Source organism: Micrococcus lylae, from assembly GCF_900163825.1.
Taxonomy (GTDB): domain Bacteria; phylum Actinomycetota; class Actinomycetes; order Actinomycetales; family Micrococcaceae; genus Micrococcus; species Micrococcus lylae.
The window spans coordinates 25,478-45,354 of record NZ_FUKP01000066.1 but is presented as its reverse complement, the minus strand read 5'-3'; the positions used below and the strand labels follow the sequence as shown (position 1 = coordinate 45,354).

The window sequence follows — 19,877 nt, the reverse complement described above, 5'->3', positions numbered from 1 at the left end:
GCTTGGGGGCAAGACTCCCGCTCAACGAGTGTCATCAACGTGATGGCCGGGTACATCTAGGCCCGGCCGGTGAGGACTGCCTGGGCGGACGACGCCCCGCCCGATTCCTAGAATGGTCCCCATGCCCCGTTTCCTCATCCCCGCGATCATCGTCATCGTGGCCCTGACGCTCTACTGCCTCTTCGAGCTGCTGCTGACGCCGAAGCACCAGGTCCGTTCGATGCCGAAGGCGGTGTGGTTCCTGGTGGTCCTGCTGCTGCCGCTGGTCGGCCCCCTGCTCTGGCTGATCCTGGGCCGGGCCCGCACGGCCTCCGCCGCGCACGCCGAGCCGCGCATGTCCGCCCCGGACGACGACGAGGAGTTCCTGCGCAACCTCCGCGTCCAGCGCCGCCAGGACCAGCGCGAGGCGGACCTGGAACGCCGTGCGAAGCAGCTCGACGAGCGGGAGCGCCGCCTGCGCGAGCGGCCCGGCTCCGAGGGCCGCACGGGCGACGGCGGGGCGGACGACCACCGCGACAGGAGCCGCACGGACGGCGAGGACGGTGCGGGCCGCACAGACGGCGAGGACGGCCCGGAGGAGACCGGCACGGACTCCCCGACCGGCCGCTGAGGGCAGGCGCGCCGCCGCCCGTTGAGGGCAGGCGCGCCGCTGGCCGCTGAGGGCAGGAGCGCCGCTGGCCGCTGAGGGCAGGAGCACCGCAGCCCGTTGAGGCAGGAGCGCCGCCGGCCGATCGCAGACACACGTGGGGCCCCGGACCGCACCGGTCCGGGGCCCCACGTCCGTGTTCAGGACGTCTCAGCGGTCGTCCCGGCTCACTCCGGGACGCCGGCGTAGGAGTGCAGGCCCGGGAAGTACATGTTCACGATCGTGTAGTTGAACACGATGCAGGCGAAGCCGATGATCGACAGCCAGGCCGAGCGGTTGCCGGTCCAGCCGCGGGTGGCGCGGGCGTGCAGGTAGGCGGCGTAGACCACCCAGATCACGAAGGTCCACACCTCCTTGGTGTCCCAGTTCCAGTAGCGGCCCCAGGCGGCCTCGGCCCAGATGGCGCCGGCGATCAGGGTGAAGGACCACATCACGAAGCCCACGGCGTTGATGCGGTAGGACCAGTTCTCCAGGGCACCGGCGGTCGGCACGAGGCGCAGGAAGGACCAGGTGCCCTTGCCCTGCATCAGGCGGCTCTGGGCGTTGGACTGGACCAGCTGGAGGATGGACATCGCGGCGGTCAGGGTGAACAGCGCGGTGGACAGCACGGCGATGGACACGTGGATCACGAGCCACGGGGACTGCAGCGGCGGCTGCAGGTGGCCGACCGGGGTCGGGAAGCCCATGGTGGCGGCGCACATCATGGCCACCACGAGTCCGGTGACGAAGGTGCCCACGAAGCGCAGGTCCTTGCGGAACAGGAAGATCAGGTAGACGGTCGTGACGAGCAGGGCGCCCGTGGTCATGAACTCGTAGAGGTTGCCCCACGGCACACGGTGGGAGGCCAGGCCGCGGGCCACCACGGCGAAGGCGTGCAGGGCCCAGCCGATGCCGAGCACGGCCACCGCCACGTTGGCGATCGGACGCCGGCCCCGGCCGGTGTAGTCCATGTCCTCGTCCACCAGGTCGGACTCGGCACCGTCCCCGGTGCGGTCCAGCGCAGCGGAGTCGGCCGGATCACGGTCCAGCAGGGCGGTGGAGCCGCCGCCGCGGCCGCCTACGGAGACGGCGGAGCGCTGTGCGTGGCGGGCCAGGTCGCGCTCGGTTGCCAGCTCCTCTTCGAGGCGCTTGATGGTGGTCGAGGCCACCGCCATGTCGACGGCGAACACGATGAACGAGGCCGCGTAGACGAGGGCGGCGATGAGCATGAACAGATCGCTGTACAGGGCGAGCTGCTCGTTGACGGGGGCCGTCGGGTTGAACACGGTCAGACTCCTGATCCAGGGGTGTGGCGAGGCGCAGGGTCACCCTCGCCTTCAGGTCCATTGTCGCTCTCCGGAGCGGTCACCGGCCACATCTTCTCCATGGCCGAGCGCAGCGCGACGTTCTCCGCGCGCAGGCCGGTGGCCTCGCCACGGGCGAGCAGGGCGTACTCCACCCTGGTGCGGCCTGCCTCGTCCGTGTCCGCCCGCACCCAGACGCGGCGGCGACGGACGAACAGGCTCACGGCCAGGCCGATCAGGGCGGTGGCGGCGAAGACGCCCACGCCCCACTTGCCCGGGTCGTAGTGCAGGTCCAGGCCGACGTAGCGGCGGACGCCGTCGAAGCTGATGGAGCCCTTGCCGTCCGGCAGCTCGTAGGTCTGTCCCTCGTCCAGGGTGATGCCGCCGTTCGAGTTCGTGCGGCTGTTGAGCTCGGTGAGGTTCTCCGTGTCCAGGACGTACACGTTCTGCGGGACGCCGGCGTCCAGGCCGAGGTCGCCGTAGTAGGAGTTCAGGATCAGCTGCGGCTTGAGCAGCTCCGGGTCCACCGAGACCGCGACGCCGTCCTCGCCCTCCACGGCGGCGGGGAGGAACAGGCCGACGAAACCGAGCTGGTCCGGTGTGGCGTCGGGGGCCTTGATGACCGCCAGGGAGGTGTACATCTGGTCCTGGACCCGGGTCACCACCGGGCCCTGGAAGGCGATGTCCCCCTCACCGTCGCGGATGGTCACCACGGGGGCATAGCCGTTGCCGACGAGGTACACGCGGACACCGTGCACGTCCAGGGGGCTGTTGACCTTGAGGATCTCCTCCGCGGGTTCTGCGCCGGGACCCTCGCGGACCTCCATGCGCGCGGTGTAGTCGATCGGCTGGCCGTAGTGGGTCTCGGACTGGCGCTCGAACACGGCGTCGAAGGACTCGAGCTTGAGGGAGAAGGGCTTCAGCTGGTCTGCGTTGAAGTACGTGCCCGGAGTGAAGGAGTCGTAGGCCACCAGGTTGTTGGCGAAGCCCTCCCCCTCCACGAGGATCTTCTGGCCGGTGTACTTCGTCATGCCGCCGTAGGCCATGAACACGAGCACGCCGATCAGCGAGAAGTGGAAGACGATGTTGCCGATCTCGCGGAGGTAGCCGCGCTCGGCGGAGACGGACGGCCCGCGCTCGTCGGAGTGGTCCGCCACGCGGTACCCGCGCTTCTTCAGCCAGGCCTTGGCCTGCGCCACCGCCTGCTCCGGTGCCGGGCCCTCCTCCTCCAGCACCACGGTGCCGGACTCCGGGAGGCGGGACAGCCGGCGAGGCGTGCGCGGCGGCGGGGACTTCATGACCTTCACGTGCTTGATCGCACGCGGCACCACGCAGCCCACCAGAGACACGAAGAGCAGCAGGTAGATCGCGGAGAACCACACGGACGTGTACACGTCGAAGAACTGCAGGAAGTCCAGGATCGGGCCCCAGAACGGGTTGTCCTCGATCCACTGGTCCACGATCTCCGGGCCGGCCCGGCGCTGCGGCACCAGGGAGCCGGGCACGGCGGCCACGGCGAGCAGGAGCAGCAGCATCAGCGCGGTGCGCATGCTGGTGAGCTGGGTCCAGGCCCAGCGCGCCATCTCCTTCGCGCCGAGCGTCGGCAGCGCCGCCTCGGCCTTCTTCGCTCGGGTGCTCACAGGGGAAGACTCACCTCGTTCTGGAACCAGGTCTGCAGCTGGAGGGTCCACGCGCTCCACAGGCCGGTCACCATGACCAGGCCGAGGACGATCAGCAGGACGCCGCCGAACACCTGCACGGCGCGGCGGTGGCGGCGGAAGAAGGCGAGGGCGCTCATCCCGCGCTCCACGCCGAGGGCGATGAGGATGAACGGCAGGCCCAGGCCCAGGCAGTAGACGAAGGCCAGCAGGGCCCCGCGGCCGGCCGCCCCGTCCGCCCCGGCGGCGGCCATGGCCAGGACCGCGGCGAGGGTCGGGCCGATGCAGGGGGCCCAGCCGAGGCCGAAGGTCATGCCGAGCAGCGGTGCACCCACGAGTCCGGCCGCGGGCTTCAGGTGCAGGCGGCGCTCGGTCTGGAGCCGATCGAACCGGCCGAGGAAGACGATGCCGAGCAGGATCACCGCCACGCCCAGCAGGCGGGTCACCCACTCTCCGTCCCGCTGCAGCCAGAACGCGATCTGCGCGAACATCACGCCGGCCAGCACGAACACCGCGGAGAAGCCGAGCACGAACAGCACGGCGCCGAGCACCAGGCGGCTGCGTCGGCGGTCCTCGAGGCGTTCTCCCCCGAGGCCAGTCACATAGCCGAGGTAGCCGGGCACGAGCGGCAGCACGCACGGGGACAGGAAGGACACGATGCCGGCCAGCAGCGCGATGGGCCCGGCGACCAGCAGGGATCCGTCCAGGACTGCCTCGGCGAAGGGGTTGTTCTGCATCGGCGCTGAGGTCACTGGCCCTGCTCGTCGACCACGGTCCTGAGCAGGGCGCGCAGGGTGCCCTCCTCGACGGCGCCGAGCACACGGGCCGCGACCCGGCCCTCGGCGTCCAGCACGAGGGTGGAGGGCACGGCCTGCGGGGGCACGAAGTCGGAGAGGGCGAGCAGCACGTCGCCGGAGAGGTCCTCCATGGAGGGGTACGGGATCTCGAAGCTGCGCTCGAAGGCCCGGGCCGTGGTGGCGGTGTCCCGGACGTTCACGCCGAGGAACCTCACGCCCTCAGACTCGAACTGCCCGTGGAGGGAGACCAGGTGCGGGGCCTCGATGCGGCACGGCGCGCAGGCGGCGTACCAGAAGTTCAGCAGTGCGGGGGCGCCGCGCAGGGACTCGGCGGACACCTCGGTGCCGTCGAACAGGGCGCCGGAGAACTCCACCGGCTCCGAGCGCTCTGCCTGTGCGTACTCGGCCACGGAGCCGTCTCCGGCGATGTAGTTCTTGCCGTCCGCGTTGCCGGCCTGGCCGGCCAGGACGTCGTCTCCTCCCCCGCACGCCACGAGCAGCGGGGCGGCCGCGCCGAAGCCCAGTCCCGCCAGCAGACGTCGACGGGTCAGACGGGACGCGGGCATGGAGGAACCTCCTCGTCACAGGCGCGGAAAACAGCATCAGGGATTCTGACCAGTCTAGTCTGCCCTCCCATCCTGACCGGAACCTTGAAGACGGGCTCCACGACGACGGCCCCGCACCTGGGACCGTCCCCTCGCCCCGGGCGGGGCGAGGCAGGCGTGAAGGCGAGGGGGCCGTCGTCGGGAAGGGGCGCGGAGCGCCTCAGGCGCCGGGCAGGTTGGCGGCCTGGGCGAGCAGGTGCGCATTGGGTTCGTGGTACTCCACGCGCGGCCGCTCGCGGCCGTCCTCGAAGACCAGGGAGGTCACGGAGGTGAGGGTGCACTCGCGCCGGCGCGGGTCGTGCATGAGCGGACGCCCCTCAGTGGCCAGTCGGGTCACCCAGATCGGCAGCTGGTGTGAGACGAGGATGGCCTCGGCGCCCGGGCCCAGGGTGTCCACCGCGACGTCGCGGGAGCGCTGGACGACCTCCACCATGCGCTGCACCTGCTGGATGTACGGCTCGCCCCAGGACGGGCGTGCGGGGTTGCGCAGCTTCGGCCACAGGCTCGGGGTGGACTTCAGGGTGGCGGCCACGTTGGACATGCCCTCGAAGGCGTTCTCGGCCTCGATCAGGTTCGGCTCGGTCTCCAGCTTCTTGCCGAACGCCGCGGCGATGGGGGCCGCGGTCTGCTTCGCGCGCTGCAGCGGGGAGGCCGCCACGATGGCCGGCTGGCGCTGAATGCGGTTCGCCCGCTCCACGAACCACTCGGCCACACCATCGGCCATCTGCAGACCGAGGTCGGACAGGCCGAACCCCGGCAGGCGCCCGTAGAGGAGGCGGTCCGGGTTGAAGACTTCACCGTGACGGACGAGATGCACCGTGGCCAGAACGCTCATGTCCCCAGTCTGTCAGAGACGCGGAGAGCCGACAGGCACTAGCGTGGGAGGCCACAGGCCGCGCGACCGCGCAGACCGACCGACGCCGACGGAAGGACACCGCCGTGAGCGAGAACCAGGACCGCCCCACCTACGGACAGGAGTACGGCGGCGCGAACGCAGGCGCCTACGGCTCGGGCGGGGACGGGCAGGAGTACCGCGCCGGCTCCGAGTACGGGCAGAACCCCTACGGCCAGAACCCGTACGGCGGACCGCAGGGGCAGCCCGGCGCTCCCGGACAGCAGCCGCAGCAGTGGCAGCAGCCGCAGCAGGGCGCCTTTCCCCCGCCGCCGGGCGGGCCGGGCTGGAACGGCCCGAGCGGGCAGCAGTGGGGCCCTCAGCAGCCGTGGGGGCAGCCCGGCCAGCAGTGGGGCGGCCCGGTGCAGGAGCCGGTGCGGCCCACGTCCATCACCGTGGCGTTCTGGCTGATCATCGCGGCCGCGGTCGTCATGGTCGGCTCCACGCTCGCCGGTGCCTTCGCGCTCACGACCCCGGAGGGCAAGGCCCTCGTCGAGGACGTCACCCGCCAGCAGGTGGAGGCCTCCGGCCTCACCGGCACCGAGGCCGAGCAGATGATGCAGACGACCATGGACCTGATGCCCGGGTTCATGACCGCCTTCGCCCTGGTGGCGTTGGTGCTGTACCTGCTGGTCGCCTTCAAGATCCGCTCCGGCTCCCGCCCCGCACGCATCGTCGGCACCGTGCTGGCAGCGCTCTCGCTGCTGATGATGCTCACCAGCCTGCTCGGCGGCATGCCGGGCCTGGAGATCGTGTGGGTCCTGCTGGGCGTGGGCGGCATCGTGATGGCCTACCGCCCAGACTCCACCGAGTACATGCGTCAGCGGGCCTGGGCGAAGACGATGCGCGTGAAGTGATCAGGCGGCGGTGAGCATCCGCTCCAGCCGCACCGGGTCCACGCGCCAGAAGTCGCGCTGGACGCCGTCCACGAACAGCACCGGGATCTCCTCCGCGTGCCGCTCGGCCAGCTCCGGGTGCTCGGCGCCGTCGAGGAGCTCGTAGGCCTCCCCCAGCCGGCCGCAGACCTCCGCGACCGTCTCCACGGCGGCCGCACACAGGTGGCACCCCTCCTTGACCAGCAGCTGGACGCGAGGGCGAATGGCGGAGGCGGGGGCCGCCGTCGTGGTGTCTGAGTCCATGCACACCACCCTACGGGCACCGCGGGCAACGACCGCCGGGCACGGAGGCACGAAGCCCGGCAGGGCCCCGCACGGGTTCGGCGCGCACCGCACGGCCCCCGGAACAGAGCGAGGCCGCCGTCCCGGACGGGACGGCGGCCTCGCGTCTGCTCTCCGGAGCAGGCGTCACTTCTTGTTGCGACGCTGGTGCCGGGTCTTGCGAAGCAGCTTGCGGTGCTTCTTCTTCGACATGCGCTTGCGGCGCTTCTTGATCACAGAACCCATGGGGTCTCCTCATGTCGGGGGCGACGGTCGGCGGGGTCACTCGGACCGCACCGAGCTGACTGGACAGCCGGGCCGACCCGCATTCCACCGGATGTGGAACGCTTGTAAAACGTTCCCCGCCACAATACCGGGCGCGCCTGCAGCGCGCGAATCCACGCGGATCCGCGGACGCCGGCGCGGCAGGCCTCAGTCGAACCAGGGATCCAGGCCGTGGTACGGGAAGAGCTCCTTGCGGGTGGCCATGATGGCCTGGTCCACCGGGTCGGACGGGTCGTAGCCGACCTCCCACGAGCGCCACCACACGTCCGCCCCCTCTCCCATGGTGGTGGGGATGCGGCCCTCCTCGTCCTCCGGTGCCGAGGACATGTCTCCGGTGAGCTCGTCCGCGGTGAGGGACGTCACGTGGTCCACCCACGCCTGCGGGATCTCAGCCCTGATCGGAATGGGGGCGTCCAGCACGATCGCCGTGAGATGGGCCCAGGCGCGCGGCACCACCTTCAGCGGGTTGTAGCCGCCGCCGCCCGTGGCGATCCACCGGCCCTGGCAGAACTGGTCCGCCCAGTCCGCCAGGTCGAAGGCGAGCTGACGCTGACCGTCCACGGACAGGCGCAGGTCCGCCAGCGGGTCGGCATGATGGGAGTCGCAGCCGTGCTGCGTGACGAGCACCTGCGGGGCGAAGGCGCGCAGCAGCTGGGGGACGGTGGCGTGGGTGGCCCGCAGGAAGCCGGCGTCACCGGTGCGGGCCGGGACGGCGACGTTCGCGGCCGAGCCGAGCGCCTCCGGTCCGCCCACCTCGTTGGCGAACCCGGTGCCGGGGAACAGGGCGAACCCGGTCTCATGGATGGAGATCGTCAGCACGCGGGGGTCGTTGTAGAAGATCGACTGGGTGCCGTCGCCGTGATGGGCGTCCACGTCCACGTAGGCGATGCGCTCGGCGCCCAGGTCCAGCAGACGCTGGATGGCCACGGCGCAGTCGTTGTAGATGCAGAACCCGGAGGCCGCCTTGCGGGAGGCGTGGTGCATGCCACCGGAGAAGTTCACTGCGCGCCTGACCTCGCCGGACCAGACGGCCTCGGCAGCGGCCAGCGTGCCGCCGGCGATGCGCGCGGCGGACTCGTGCAGGTCCGGGAAGATCGGGCAGTCCTCGGAGCCGAGGCCGTGCTCCTCGTCCTCCGTGCCGCCCGAGGAGGCGGCCTTCACCGCGGCGATGTACTCCGGGGCGTGGGCGAGCTGGAGCTGCTCGTCCGTGGCCACCGGCGGTTCGATGATTCGCACGTTCTCGCCCGAGAGCAGGTCGAAGGACTCGATCAGACGGTGGGTGAGATCGAGTCGGAGCGGGGCCATCGGATGCTCGGCGCTGAATCGGTACTTGAGCAGGTCCGAGTGCCAGACGACCGCTGCCGGCTGGGAATCACTGGGTGAAGACGTGGCACTCATCACTCACAGCCTACGACTGTGCGCCCCCTCACGCCTGTCGAGGGCCTTTCATGACGGACAGGTGACGCGCCCCGCATGACGGACAGGTGAAGCCCTCGCGTGCGCACCACACGTGTTTGCGGGCGCTGATGCGCGCCCGCGTACACGAGGCCGGTCCACGGGTAGCCTGTCGACCCATGGCCCCTGCCCGTCCACGCCGCCTGCCTCCCGCGGTGCACCGATCGGTGCCGCGCCCCCGCCCGGTGAGGCGACGCCGTCCCCAGCCGTGGAACTCCTCCTCACTAGAGTCCGGCCGCGGCGTGCGCGCGGCGGTCCGCCGCACCTCGCACACGGTCAAGCACCTGGCCGGGTCCTCCCCCGCCCGCTCCGCGCTGACGGCGTTCGCCCTGGTCTCGGCGGTCTTCACCGCCCTGCTGTCCCTGCCGCTCGCCGCACGGGACGGCCACCCCACCCCGTTGCACGACGCGATGTTCACCGCCGTCTCCGCCGTCTCGGTGACCGGCCTGACCACGGTGGACACGGCAGGGCACTGGTCCACGTTCGGCCACGTGATCATCCTGGTGGCGGTCCAGATCGGCGGCCTGGGCATCCTGTCCATGGCGTCCCTGCTGACGCTGGCCGTCTCCCGCCACCTCGGCGTCCGGTCCAAGCTGCTCACCCAGGAGGGCGGCATGACCACGGGCCACGTGGGCGAGGTCGGCACGCTGCTGCGCGTGGTGGTGGTGACGGTGCTGTCCGCGGAGCTGGTCCTCACCGCACTGATGGCGCCGCGGTTCATCGCGGAGGCCGGCTCGGTGGGGGCCGGACTCTGGCACGCCGTCTTCTATGCGGTGAGCGCCTTCAACAACGCCGGCTTCAGCCTGCACCCCAACGGCCTGAGCGACTTCGCCCACGAGCCCTACCTGCTCACGCTGATCGGCCTCGGCGTCTTCGTGGGCGCCCTGGGCTTCCCGGTGGTGCTCGTGCTGATGCAGAAGGGCTGGCGCTACAGGCAGTGGAACCTGCACACGAAGCTGACCGTGGAGGTCACCCTCATCCTGCTGGTGCTGGGCGCGGTCTTCATCTGGCTCTTCGAGCACACCAACCCGGACACCCTCGCCGGCGTGGGCGGGCCGGAGCAGATCGGCCAGTCCCTGTTCGCCTCCGTGATGACCCGCTCCGGCGGCTTCTCGGTGATCGACGTGAACGCCCAGACCGCGGAGACCCTGCTGCTGACGGACGCGCTGATGTTCGTGGGCGGCGGCTCGGCCTCCACCGCCGGCGGCATCAAGGTCACCACGCTGGCCGTGATGTTCCTGGCGATCGTGGCCGAGGCCCGCGGTGACAAGGAGGTCACCGTCCACGGGCGCACGATCGCCTCGGAGACCCTGCGCGTGGCGATCGCGGTGCTGGCCCTCGGCGCCACCCTGGTGCTCACGGCCACCCTGACGGTGCTCGCCATGACGGAGGAGCAGCTGCAGCGGGCGCTGTTCGAGGCGATCTCCGCGTTCGCCACCTGCGGGCTGTCCACCGGCCTGTCCGCGGAGCTGCCGCCGGCCGGCGTCTACGTGCTGACGGGCCTGATGTTCGCCGGCCGCGTCGGTACAATCACGTTCGCCGCGGCCCTGGCCCTGCGCCAGCGCCGTGTGCTCTACCGTTACCCCGTCGAGAGGCCGATCCTTGGCTGACCAGAAGCGCATCGACCCCCATGCCCCCGTCCTCGTGATCGGCCTGGGCCGCTTCGGCGCGGCCACCGCCCAGGAGCTCGTGGCCCAGGGACGTGAGGTGCTGGCAGTCGAGAAGGACCCGGTGCTGGTGCAGAAGTGGGCGTCCACGCTGACCCATGTGGTGGAGGCGGACGCCACGGACGCCGAGGCGCTGCGCCAGCTCGGTGCGGAGGACTTCTCCGCCGCGGTGGTGGGCGTGGGCACGTCCATCGAGTCCTCGGTGCTGATCACCGTGAACCTCGTGGACCTGGAGATCCCGCACCTCTGGGTCAAGGCCATCACCGCCGCGCACGGCAAGATCCTGCGCCGCATCGGCGCCAACCACATCATCTTCCCGGAGTTCGACGCCGGCGTGCGCGCCGCGCACCTGGTCAACGGGCGCATGCTGGACTTCATCGAGTTCGACGACGACTTCGCGATCGTCAAGATGCACCCGCCGACGGAGACCGTGGGCTTCACCCTGTCCGAGTCGGACGTGCGCAAGAAGTACGGCGTGACGATCGTGGGCGTGAAGACCCCGGGCGAGGAGTTCACGTACGCCCAGCCGGACACCAAGGTCGGCCCGCGGGACACGCTGATCGTCTCCGGCCACACAGACCTGATCGAGCGCTTCGCCGCGCGGCCCTGAGAGGTCCCGGCGCTGCTCGCGGTCTTCGGCCGCGGCACCGCGCCTTCACGCGCCTCGACGACGAGTTTCGGACGCATGTGCTCGCGGAGAGCGCCCGCTAGAACCGCGCACTCGCCTTCCGTTTCACCGTTCCCCGACGACGGCCGCTCCCCACAACGCCCCCGTCACCACAGGGTGTGGTGACGGGGGCATCGGTGTCTGTCTGCGCCTCCCGTTTCGCGAGCGAAAGCGTCTGGGGGCGGGCTCAGGTCAGGCGCGGAACTCCTCGGCCATTTCTGCGTCGCGCTTCGCGGCTGCGTCCATGGCGCGGTTCACGAGGTCCTCCATGCCGCCGTCGAGGAACGCCTCAACGGCCTTCTCGGTGGTCCCGTTCGGGCTCATCACGGCCTTGCGCAGGTCCTCGGCCTTGGCGCCCTCCTGCTGGAGCATGATGCCGGCGCCCTTCACGGTGGCGGCGGCCATGGCCTCGGCGGCCTCGGCATCCAGGCCCAGCTGCGCGCCGTGGGCGGCGATCAGCTCGGCGAGCAGGAACACATAGGCCGGGGCGGAGCCGGCGGTGGCCACCACGGCCGAGAGCTGCTCCTCCTCCACAGGCACCACCAGGCCGGAGCCGGCGAACAGGGCACGCACGGCGGCGGACTGCGCGGCGGTGACGGTCGGCCCGTCGGCCACGCCGACCACGCCGGAGCCCACGGTCAGCGGGGTGTTCGGCATGGTGCGCACGATCGGCTGGCCCTCCGACAGGACCGCAGCCAGGGTGGCGGAGGTGACGCCGGCGGCCACGGAGACCACCACCGTGTCCGGGCGCAGCGACGGTGCCAGGTCCTTGAGGGTGGCGACCATGTCCTTCGGCTTGACGCCGACGAGCACGATGTCCGCCTCGGCGACGGCGGCGTGGTTGGCCTGCGGGTCCTGCTCCTGACAGGTCACGGTCACCCCGTGCCGTGCGGCGGCCTTCTCGGCGGAGGCGGCGGAGCGGGTGGTGGCCACGACGTTCTCCGTGGGCACCCCCTGTTCCAGCATCCCGGCCAGGATGGCGCCGGTCATGGTGCCCAGTCCGAGAATGGCGATGCGGGCGTCGGTGGGGGTCTGCATCATGGGGTGGATCGCTCCTTCGACGGATCGGTGGTCTCGATCAGGCGGCCGGCCCAGAGGCGGCGAGGTGCTCGCGGGCGAAGGCGAGGGATGCGGCGAGCTTCTCCTCGCGCTGCCCGGCGTACTCGACGCCGCGGGTGCCGACCTCCACACACACGGTACCGGCCAGACCCACTCGACCCAGATGGCGCAGGGACTCGGCGACGGGCTGGGTGCCCTCGCCAGGGATCAGGTGGTCGTCCTTGCCGGAGTCGTTGCCGTCGGTGAGGTGCACGTGCCGCAGCCGGGGCCCGAGCTCGCGGACGGCGTCGAGAGAGTCCACCCGGGCGATGGCCGCGTGGGAGAAGTCCCAGCAGATGTGCTCGTAGGGCTCGGGCAGCGGATTCCAGTGCGGCAGATACATCTTAGCCTCCCTGCCGTAGGCCCGCCACGGGTACATGTTCTCCACCGCGATCACCACACCGGTCTCCGCCATCAGCTCCTGGATCCCCTCGGCGAAGCGCACCGCGTACGTGCCCTGCCAGCGGAACGGCGGATGGGCCACCACGGTGGCCGCGCCCACGGCCTGCGCCAGCTCCACGGAGCGGCGGATCTTGGACCATGCGGAGCCCCAGACCTGCTGGGTGAACAGCAGGGTCGGGGCATGGATCGAGTCGATCGGCTGGCCGTGGCGTTCGGAGAGCTTCACCAGACGGTCGGCATCACGGCTGAAGGCGTTGTGGGTGACCATCACCTCCACGCCGTCGTAGCCGAGGTCCTCTGCCGTGGCGAACACGTCCTGCGTGCCCAGGGGGAAGACCGACGACGACGAGAGCGTCACCGGGATGTCCGCGCCGAAGCGCGGGGCCGGGGCCAGGTGGGCGGAGGAGTCCGGCATGGTCAGCGCACCCCCAGGCTCAGCCCCGGCAGGAGGGTGTCCGTGTTGAGGTTCACGTGTCCGACTCCGGGCCGGCCGTCACGGGTGAGGTGCCCTTCGAGCATGAGCGCGTCGAGGCGGTTGAGGATCAGGCCCTCGCGCAGCGCCCACGGGCAGATCTCGAGCTGGGCGATGCCGAACGTACGCATCGCCGCCAACGCGACGATCGCCCCGGCGAACACCTGGTGCGCGCGGACCTCCGAGACGCCGGGCAGCTCCGCCCGCTCGGCGATGGTCATCGCCGCGAGGCGGTTCACCCACAGGTGCAGGTCGTCCGCGCGCAGGTGGCGCTTCACGAAGGGGCCCGCCGCCGAGGGCGCCGCCCCGGTGATCCGGGCGAGCGAACGGAACGTCTTCGAGGTGGCGGTGACCACCACGGGGGACTCGACGCGCGGGAAGGCGGCGTAGGCCTCCTCGAGCCGCTTCTCCACGTGTTTGCGCAGCTTCTTCACCGCCTTGGGGCTGGGCGGGTCCTCCGGCATCCAGTCGCGGGTGAGACGGCCGGCGCCCAGCGGCAGGGACAGCGCGTGCGAGGGCAGCTCGTCCTGGCCGTAGGCGATCTCGAAGGAGCCGCCGCCGATGTCGAAGTTCAGGATGGATCCGGCGTCCCAGCCCTGCCAGCGCCGCACGGCGAAGTAGGTCATGGCCGCCTCCTGGTCCCCCGTGAGCTCCGAGAGGTGCACGCGGGTCTCCGTCTGCACGCGGTCCAGCACGGCGGCGCCGTTGGCGGACTCGCGGATCGCGGAGGTGCAGAACGAGATCATGTCCTCGGCCCGGTGCTCCTCCGCGAAGGCGGCGGCCTCACGGACGAATCCCACGAGCTCCTGCTGGCCCTCCTCCGTGATGGCGCCGTCGGCGTCCTGGTAGCGGATCAGCGGAAGGGAGCGCTTGTGCTCCGCGTAGGCGACGGGACGGGCCCCGGGGTGGGCGTCCACGAGCAGCAGGTGGACGGTGTTGGACCCGATGTCCAGAACGCCGAGGCGCATGGTGTTCAGGCCTTCTTCCGTGTGGTGGTCTTCTTGGCCGGTGCCCTGCGGGCCGCCGGCTTCTTGGCGCCGCCGCGGGTGGCCGGGCCCTTCGCGCGCTTGTCCGCCAGCAGCTGGTAGGCCTCCTCGGCCGTCAGCTGCGCCGGGTCCTTGCCCCGCGGGACGGTGATGTTGGTCTGGCCGTCCGTGACGTACGGGCCGAAGCGGCCGTCCTTGACCACGACCTTCTTGCCGGACACCGGGTCCTCGCCGAACTCGGCCAGCGGCGGCTTCGCGGCGCCGCGGCCGCGCTGCTTGGGCTGGGCGTAGATCTCGAGGGCCTCCTCCAGGGTGATGGAGAAGATCTGCTCCTCGGACTGCAGCGACCGGGAGTCCGTGCCCTTCTTCAGGTACGGGCCGAAGCGGCCGTTCTGGGCGGTGATCTGCTCGCCTTCGGCGTCCGCACCGACCACACGGGGCAGGGACATCAGCTGCAGCGCCTGCTCCAGGGTGACGGTGTCCAGGTCCATGGACGTGAACAGGGAGCCGGTGCGCGGCTTCTCCTTCTTCGGCTTCTTCTTCGGCTTGGGTCTGCCGTTCTTGTAGTACTCGGTGGGCTGGGCGTCCATCCAGGCCTGCACCTGCTCCTCGGTCATCTCCGGGATGACCTCGGTGACGTACGGCCCGTAGCGGCCGTCCTTGGCCACGATGTCCCGGCCGGTCTCCGGGTCCTGGCCGAGGAGGCGCTCGGACGGCTTGGCGGTGGCGAAGAGCTCCTCGGCCTTGGCGGCGGTGAGCTCGTCCGGGGCCAGGTCCTCCGGGACGTTGGCGCGCGGCGGGGTGGTGCCGGCCTCGGCGTCCGCGGGCAGCGGCTTCTCCAGGTAGGGGCCGTACTGGCCCACGCGGAGGGTGATCTCGTCCGTGATGGGCAGGGAGTTCACGGCCCGGGCGTCGATGTCCCCGAGGTTCTCCACGATGTTCCGCAGGCCCTCGTCGCCGTCCTCGGCGCCGAAGTAGAAGGTCTGCAGCCAGGCGTCGCGGGCCAGCTCGCCGGCGGCGATGCGGTCGAGGTCGTCCTCCATGCGGGCCGTGAAGTCGTAGTCCACGTACTGGCCGAAGTAGTCCTCGAGCAGGCCGATCACGGAGAAGGCGGTCCAGGACGGGACCAAAGCGTTGCCGCGCTTGGTCACGTAGCCGCGGTCCATGATCGTGGAGATCGTGGGCGCGTAGGTGGACGGGCGGCCGATCTCGCGGCGCTCCAGCTCGGCCACGATCGAGGCCTCGGTGTAGCGGGCCGGCGGGGTGGTCTCGTGGCCGGTGGGCTCCACGGGGTCGCCGGTGAGGGTGTCGCCCTGGGACAGCTCCGGCAGGCGGCGGCCCATGGAGTCCTTGGACTCGTCCTCTGCGCCGGCGTCCTTGCCCTCCTCGTAGGCGTCCAGGAAGCCCTTGAAGGTGATCACGGTGCCGGAGGCGGAGAATCCGGCCACGCGGCCGTCGGCCGCGGCGGCGGAGAAGCGCAGGGTGGCGGTGTAGCCCTTGGCGTCGGCCATCTGGGAGGCCACGGTGCGCTTCCAGATCAGCTCGTAGAGGCGGAACTCGTCCGGGCGGAGCTCGTCCTTCACCTGCGCCGGGGTGCGGAAGGAGTCGCCGGCGGGACGGATCGCCTCGTGGGCCTCCTGCGCGGACTCGCTGCGCTTGGCGTAGGCGCGGGGCTTCTCGGGCACCGAGGCGGCACCATAGAGCTCGGTGGCCTGCGTCCGGGCCGCGTTCACGGCCTCCTGGGACAGGTTCACCGAGTCGGTGCGCATGTAGGTGATGTAGCCGTTCTCGTACAGGCGCTGGGCGACCTGCATGGACACACGCGAGGACATCCGCAGCTTGCGGGAGGCCTCCTGCTGCAGCGTGGAGGTGGTGAACGGGGCGGCCGGGCGGCGGGTGTACGGCTTGTCCTCCACCGCGTCCACAGTGAAGGAGGCGCCGGTGAGGCCCTGCGCCAGCGAGCCGGCGGCGGCCTCGTCCAGGTGGGCGACCTTCTTGCCTGCGGAGGCCTTCAGCTGCCCGGCGTCGTCGAAGTCGCGGCCGGTGGCCACGCGGACGCCGTCCACGGTGGACAGGCGGGCGGTGAAGCCCGCGCCCACGGCACCGGAGGAGACGGCGCCCTCGTTCACGGTGAAGGTGCCCTCCACACCCCAGTACTGGGCGGCCACGAACGCCATGCGCTCGCGCTCGCGCTCCACCACCAGGCGGGTGGCCACGGACTGCACGCGGCCGGCGGACAGGCCGCGGGAGACCTTGCGCCACAGCACCGGGGACAGCTCGTAGCCGAACAGGCGGTCCAGGATGCGGCGGGTCTCCTGGGCGTCCACGAGGGCGGTGTCCAGCTCGCGGATGTTCTCCAGGCCGCGGGCGATGCCCTCCTTGGTGATCTCGCCGAAGGTCATGCGGTACACGGGGACCTTGGGCTTGAGGGTCTGCAGCAGGTGCCACGCGATGGCCTCGCCCTCGCGGTCGGCATCGGTGGCGAGGTAGAGCGCGTCCGCGTCCTTGAGCGCGCGCTTGAGCTCGGTGACCTTCTTCTTCTTGTCCGGGTACACCACGTAGTACGGCTCGAAGCCGTGCTCCGTGTCCACGGCGAACTTGCCGAACGGACCCTTCTTCATGTCCGCCGGCAGGTCCGAGGGCTTGGGGAGGTCACGGATGTGCCCCACGGACGAGTCCACCACCCAGCCGTCGCCGAGGTACTTGGCGATCGACTTGCTCTTGGCGGGCGACTCCACGATGACGAGCTTCTTGCCCTCGGGCACGGTGCTGGTCACGGAAGCGGATGACGTGGACAAGAGGGTCCTCCTCGGACGGGGAAGGCGGTGGTCCCGGGCCGGTGCACGGAGCGCGCCGGCATCGGGCGGGCGTCCCCACATCGTAGGGGCACGCGGTGCCCACGATAACGCCCGGAGCCGGACAGGCCCCAGCACGGGTCTGTCCGCCGGAGGCGGACAGAGGTCTTCTCGCCCGGCTCCGGGCGGGTGGGCCGTGGCAGCGCCACGGACCCGCCCGCTCAGCCCACCTCCACCAGGAACCCGTCCTCGTACAGCTCACGGACGGCGACCAGCAGAGCGGTCTGCGCCCTCTCGTCCAGCTCCAGCAGCGCGCCGAGCGCCCCGACGATCTGCCCGACCGTCAGCTCCCCGTCGCTGGCCGCGAGCAGCCCGGCGGTGGCGGTGTCCAGGCGGGCGGTGCGGCGGAATCCGGCCCCCTGCCGGGCCAGGATGACCTCCGGGTGCTCCGCGCCGAAGCGCTGGTGGCGCTCCTCGGTCACGTCCGCGGCCACCGTGAGGTGCAGCGAGCGCAGGGTCGCCAGGGCCGGGTCCGTTCCGGCCCCCTTCCCGACGACGGCCCCCTCGCCTCCGGCGGGCCCCTCACCGTGGTTCGTGGCCTCGGCACGGTCCGTGGTCCTCCCCGCGGCGAGCCGGTCGCGGCGGGCGACGGCGGCCGCCCAGGCGCCGCCGATCGCGTCGTCGATCGGCTGCGTCAGCTCCTCGGTGTGGGTCCACGCTCCTGCCTGGGAGCCATCGGCGGCGGGGCGGCGCAGCCACACGTGGCCGAAGCCGACGCCTCTGACGCCGCGGGCGGCGAAGTCCGCCAGGTACTGGGCGTAGCGGCGCTGGTACTGCTCCGGGTCCAGCTCCAGCGAGGAGTCCTGCAGCCAGGTCTCGGCGTAGCCGGCCGCGTCCTGCAGGTCCCGCTGGATGATCCACGCCTGCACCGGCACGTCGCGGCCCTCGGCCGCGGAGACGGCGGCCGCCCCCTCGGCGACCCAGCGCCGGGGACGGGCGTCCCAGGACTCGGCGGAGGAAGGACCCGCCGAGGTGGACGAGGCACCCTCCGAGGCGGAGGCGAGCGGGCCGTCGTCGGCGCCTGACTCCGCCGCGGGGATCTCCCAGTTGGCGAGCATCTGCGCGGTGCCGCCGGGGTTCAGGTGCGCCGGGATCGCGCTGATGAACTCGGCCACCAGCCGGTCCCCCTCGCGTCCGCCGTCCCGGTAGACCATCACCGGTGCGTCCGGGTCCGTGCGCGGGGTGATCACGAAGGGCGGGTTGGAGACCACCATGTCGAAGCGGCGGCCGGCCACCGGGGTGAGCATGTCCCCGGTGAGCAGCTCCACGCGCTCGCCCGGGTTCTCCCGGTCCAGGCCCAGCACGTCCGCGTTGAGCAGCAGGTTGAACCGGGTGTAGTCCAGGCAGCGCGGCGCCAGGTCCGTGGCGGTGACGTGGCGGGCGTGGGCGAGCAGGTGCAGGGTCTGGATGCCGCAGCCGGTGCCGAGGTCCAAGGCAGTGTCCACCTTGCGGCGCTGGACGGCCCCGGCCAGGGTGAGCGAGGCGCGGCCGACGCCGAGGACGTGCTCAGCCGGCAAGGGGCCGCGCCGCTGCAGGGCGGTCTGGTCCGAGGCGACCCACATCGGACCCGGCTCGTCCGCGTCATAGGGAGAGAGGTCGCAGGCGGCACGGACAGTGCCCTCCGGGTCGCCCGGGTGGGCGTCCATGAGCAGTCCGGCCTCGCGCAGCCCGTCCAGGCCGAGGGCGGGGACGGCGGCGGCGAGGTCCGCGGCGGGGACCGGGTCTCCGAGCATGAAGGCGCCGGCCATCGCGGCCAGCGGGCGGTCCGCCTCCGGAACGCCGGCGGCCAGGACGGCGCGAGCCGCCTCAGCGTGCTCGCGGTCCAGGGCGGACACGGCCATGGCGCCCAGCAGGGCCTCCACGGCCCCGGTGGTGTAGGGCAGGGCGGCGAGGTCGGCGGCCAGCCTGGCGGCCGTCGTCGGGGTGAGGCGCGGTGCCGGCGGGACGGCCCCGGACGGGGCGGCGCCGTGCGAGCCGGTGCCGGACGGGGCGGCGGGGACGGGAGAGGCGGTGCTCATGCAGTGCTCCGGGCGGTGCAGGCGGGACAGGTCCAGGCGGTGTCCTGGGCGCAGTCCGCGCAGCGGACGGTGAGGGTCGTGCAGGCGGGGTCGGCGCAGTTGCGCAGGTCCGAGGTGGGGGCCTGGCAGCCGTGGCAGCGGCCGATGGTCTCCGCGTCCTCGGTGAACCGGGTGGACAGGCGGCGGTCGAAGACGGCGAGCTCGCCGTGCCAGAGCCCGGAGTCCCCGAAGGCCTCCCCGTAGCGGACGATGCCGCCGTCGATCTGGTAGACCTCCTCGAACCCGCGCTGACGCAGCAGGGCGGAGAGGATCTCGCAGCGCACCCCGCCGGTGCAGTAGGAGACCACCGGGGAGTGCTTGAGGTGGTCCAGGGCGCCGGAGTCCACGGCCGCCAGCAGGTCCCGGGTGGTCTGCGCCTCGGGCACCACGGCCCCTTCAAAGCGCCCGATCTGGGCCTCCACGGTGTTGCGCCCGTCCAGGAACACCACCGGGCGGTCCGTGTCGGCGCGCTCGGCCACGAGCTCGTTGACCCGCTGCGGGCTCAGGTGTTCGCCGGTGCCGACCACGCCGTGCTCGTCCACCTCGATGCGTTCCGGGGCGCCGAACGCCACGAGCTCCGGCTTCACCTTCACGGACAGCCGCGGGAAGTCCTCGGCCGAACCGTCCGACCACTTCACGTCGAGGTCCCGGAAGGCCGGGTGCTCGCGGGTCTGCTTCACGTACTGCTTCACCGCGTCCACCGGCCCGCCGACCGTGCCGTTGATGCCCTGCGGGGAGACGATGATCCGCCCGGTCAGGCCCAGCTGGCGGCACAGGGCGCGCTGCCACAGGCGCACGGCCTCCGGGTCGGACAGCGGGGCGAAGCGGTAGTAGAGGGCGATGCGGGAGACGGTCGAGGGGCTCATCGGCGATCAGCCTAGTGCGGGACACAAGG

Annotated in this window: 18 protein-coding genes; 4 read left to right on the top strand and 14 right to left on the bottom strand. The window is 71.6% G+C overall.

Features of this window, described 5'->3' with window-relative positions; translation table 11 throughout:
• Positions 1 to 121 precede the first annotated feature (121 nt).
• Positions 122 to 610, top strand: coding sequence for a PLDc N-terminal domain-containing protein (locus tag FM125_RS10040; protein ID WP_087134505.1), 489 nt, complete (start codon positions 122 to 124; stop codon positions 608 to 610).
• A 203-nt stretch (positions 611 to 813) separates the two neighbouring features.
• On the opposite strand, the gene ccsB is transcribed toward FM125_RS10040, so the two are convergent.
• The 5 genes from ccsB to FM125_RS10015 all read right to left on the bottom strand — a co-directional run bounded on the left by ccsB (position 814) and on the right by FM125_RS10015 (position 5,824).
• Positions 814 to 1,911, bottom strand: coding sequence for a c-type cytochrome biogenesis protein CcsB (gene ccsB, locus FM125_RS10035; protein WP_070638928.1), 1,098 nt, complete (start codon positions 1,909 to 1,911; stop codon positions 814 to 816).
• A gap of 2 nt (positions 1,912 to 1,913) precedes the next feature.
• Positions 1,914 to 3,569 carry a cytochrome c biogenesis protein ResB gene (gene resB / locus FM125_RS10030; RefSeq protein ID WP_070638926.1) on the bottom strand — a complete coding sequence of 552 codons (1,656 nt, stop codon included), beginning with the start codon at positions 3,567 to 3,569 and terminating at the stop codon, positions 1,914 to 1,916.
• Positions 3,566 to 4,324, bottom strand: coding sequence for a cytochrome c biogenesis CcdA family protein (locus FM125_RS10025; RefSeq protein ID WP_087134504.1), 759 nt, complete (start codon positions 4,322 to 4,324; stop codon positions 3,566 to 3,568). Before FM125_RS10025 ends, resB begins: the two co-directional genes overlap by 4 nt.
• Positions 4,325 to 4,335: 11 nt before the next feature.
• The gene (locus FM125_RS10020; RefSeq protein WP_087134503.1) at positions 4,336 to 4,950 is read right to left on the bottom strand and encodes a TlpA family protein disulfide reductase; all 615 of its coding nucleotides are present in this window, start codon (positions 4,948 to 4,950) and stop codon (positions 4,336 to 4,338) included.
• 199 nt (positions 4,951 to 5,149) lie between these two features.
• Positions 5,150 to 5,824: a histidine phosphatase family protein gene (locus FM125_RS10015; RefSeq protein ID WP_087134502.1), complete on the bottom strand. Its 675-nt coding sequence runs from the start codon at positions 5,822 to 5,824 to the stop codon at positions 5,150 to 5,152.
• A gap of 104 nt (positions 5,825 to 5,928) precedes the next feature.
• On the opposite strand from FM125_RS10015, the gene FM125_RS10010 reads away from it, so the two are divergent.
• Entirely contained in the window at positions 5,929 to 6,738 is an 810-nt protein-coding gene (locus FM125_RS10010) for a hypothetical protein (RefSeq protein ID WP_087134501.1), read from the top strand.
• Here FM125_RS10010 and FM125_RS10005 read toward each other — a convergent pair whose 3' ends face one another.
• The 3 genes from FM125_RS10005 to FM125_RS09995 all read right to left on the bottom strand — a co-directional run bounded on the left by FM125_RS10005 (position 6,739) and on the right by FM125_RS09995 (position 8,721).
• Positions 6,739 to 7,020, bottom strand: coding sequence for a glutaredoxin family protein (locus FM125_RS10005; protein ID WP_070638916.1), 282 nt, complete (start codon positions 7,018 to 7,020; stop codon positions 6,739 to 6,741).
• A gap of 165 nt (positions 7,021 to 7,185) precedes the next feature.
• Entirely contained in the window at positions 7,186 to 7,284 is a 99-nt protein-coding gene (locus FM125_RS10000) for a 30S ribosomal protein bS22 (protein WP_005504750.1), read from the bottom strand.
• Positions 7,285 to 7,470: 186 nt separating this feature from the next.
• The gene (locus tag FM125_RS09995) at positions 7,471 to 8,721 is read right to left on the bottom strand and encodes an acetoin utilization protein AcuC (RefSeq protein WP_070640260.1); all 1,251 of its coding nucleotides are present in this window, start codon (positions 8,719 to 8,721) and stop codon (positions 7,471 to 7,473) included.
• 176 nt (positions 8,722 to 8,897) lie between these two features.
• Between FM125_RS09995 and FM125_RS09990 the strand changes: the two genes are divergently transcribed.
• Positions 8,898 to 10,388: a TrkH family potassium uptake protein gene (locus tag FM125_RS09990; protein WP_087134500.1), complete on the top strand. Its 1,491-nt coding sequence runs from the start codon at positions 8,898 to 8,900 to the stop codon at positions 10,386 to 10,388.
• Complete coding sequence (locus FM125_RS09985) at positions 10,381 to 11,055, top strand: potassium channel family protein (RefSeq protein ID WP_087134499.1); 675 nt, start codon at positions 10,381 to 10,383, stop codon at positions 11,053 to 11,055. Before FM125_RS09990 ends, FM125_RS09985 begins: the two co-directional genes overlap by 8 nt.
• A gap of 249 nt (positions 11,056 to 11,304) precedes the next feature.
• Here FM125_RS09985 and proC read toward each other — a convergent pair whose 3' ends face one another.
• From proC to trhO, 6 genes are all read right to left on the bottom strand, one after another.
• Positions 11,305 to 12,153: a pyrroline-5-carboxylate reductase gene (proC, locus tag FM125_RS09980; protein WP_245829961.1), complete on the bottom strand. Its 849-nt coding sequence runs from the start codon at positions 12,151 to 12,153 to the stop codon at positions 11,305 to 11,307.
• A gap of 37 nt (positions 12,154 to 12,190) precedes the next feature.
• Complete coding sequence (locus tag FM125_RS09975; RefSeq protein ID WP_087134498.1) at positions 12,191 to 13,027, bottom strand: sugar phosphate isomerase/epimerase family protein; 837 nt, start codon at positions 13,025 to 13,027, stop codon at positions 12,191 to 12,193.
• A 2-nt stretch (positions 13,028 to 13,029) separates the two neighbouring features.
• Positions 13,030 to 14,052 carry a Ppx/GppA family phosphatase gene (locus FM125_RS09970; protein WP_087134497.1) on the bottom strand — a complete coding sequence of 341 codons (1,023 nt, stop codon included), beginning with the start codon at positions 14,050 to 14,052 and terminating at the stop codon, positions 13,030 to 13,032.
• A gap of 5 nt (positions 14,053 to 14,057) precedes the next feature.
• Positions 14,058 to 16,847 carry a type I DNA topoisomerase gene (topA, locus tag FM125_RS09965; protein WP_425435824.1) on the bottom strand — a complete coding sequence of 930 codons (2,790 nt, stop codon included), beginning with the start codon at positions 16,845 to 16,847 and terminating at the stop codon, positions 14,058 to 14,060.
• A 239-nt stretch (positions 16,848 to 17,086) separates the two neighbouring features.
• Complete coding sequence (locus FM125_RS09960; RefSeq protein WP_087134495.1) at positions 17,087 to 18,943, bottom strand: DUF7059 domain-containing protein; 1,857 nt, start codon at positions 18,941 to 18,943, stop codon at positions 17,087 to 17,089.
• Positions 18,940 to 19,848, bottom strand: coding sequence for an oxygen-dependent tRNA uridine(34) hydroxylase TrhO (gene trhO / locus FM125_RS09955; protein WP_087134494.1), 909 nt, complete (start codon positions 19,846 to 19,848; stop codon positions 18,940 to 18,942). The genes FM125_RS09960 and trhO overlap by 4 nt, the downstream gene beginning before the upstream one ends.
• Between the last annotated feature and the right edge of the window lie 29 nt (positions 19,849 to 19,877).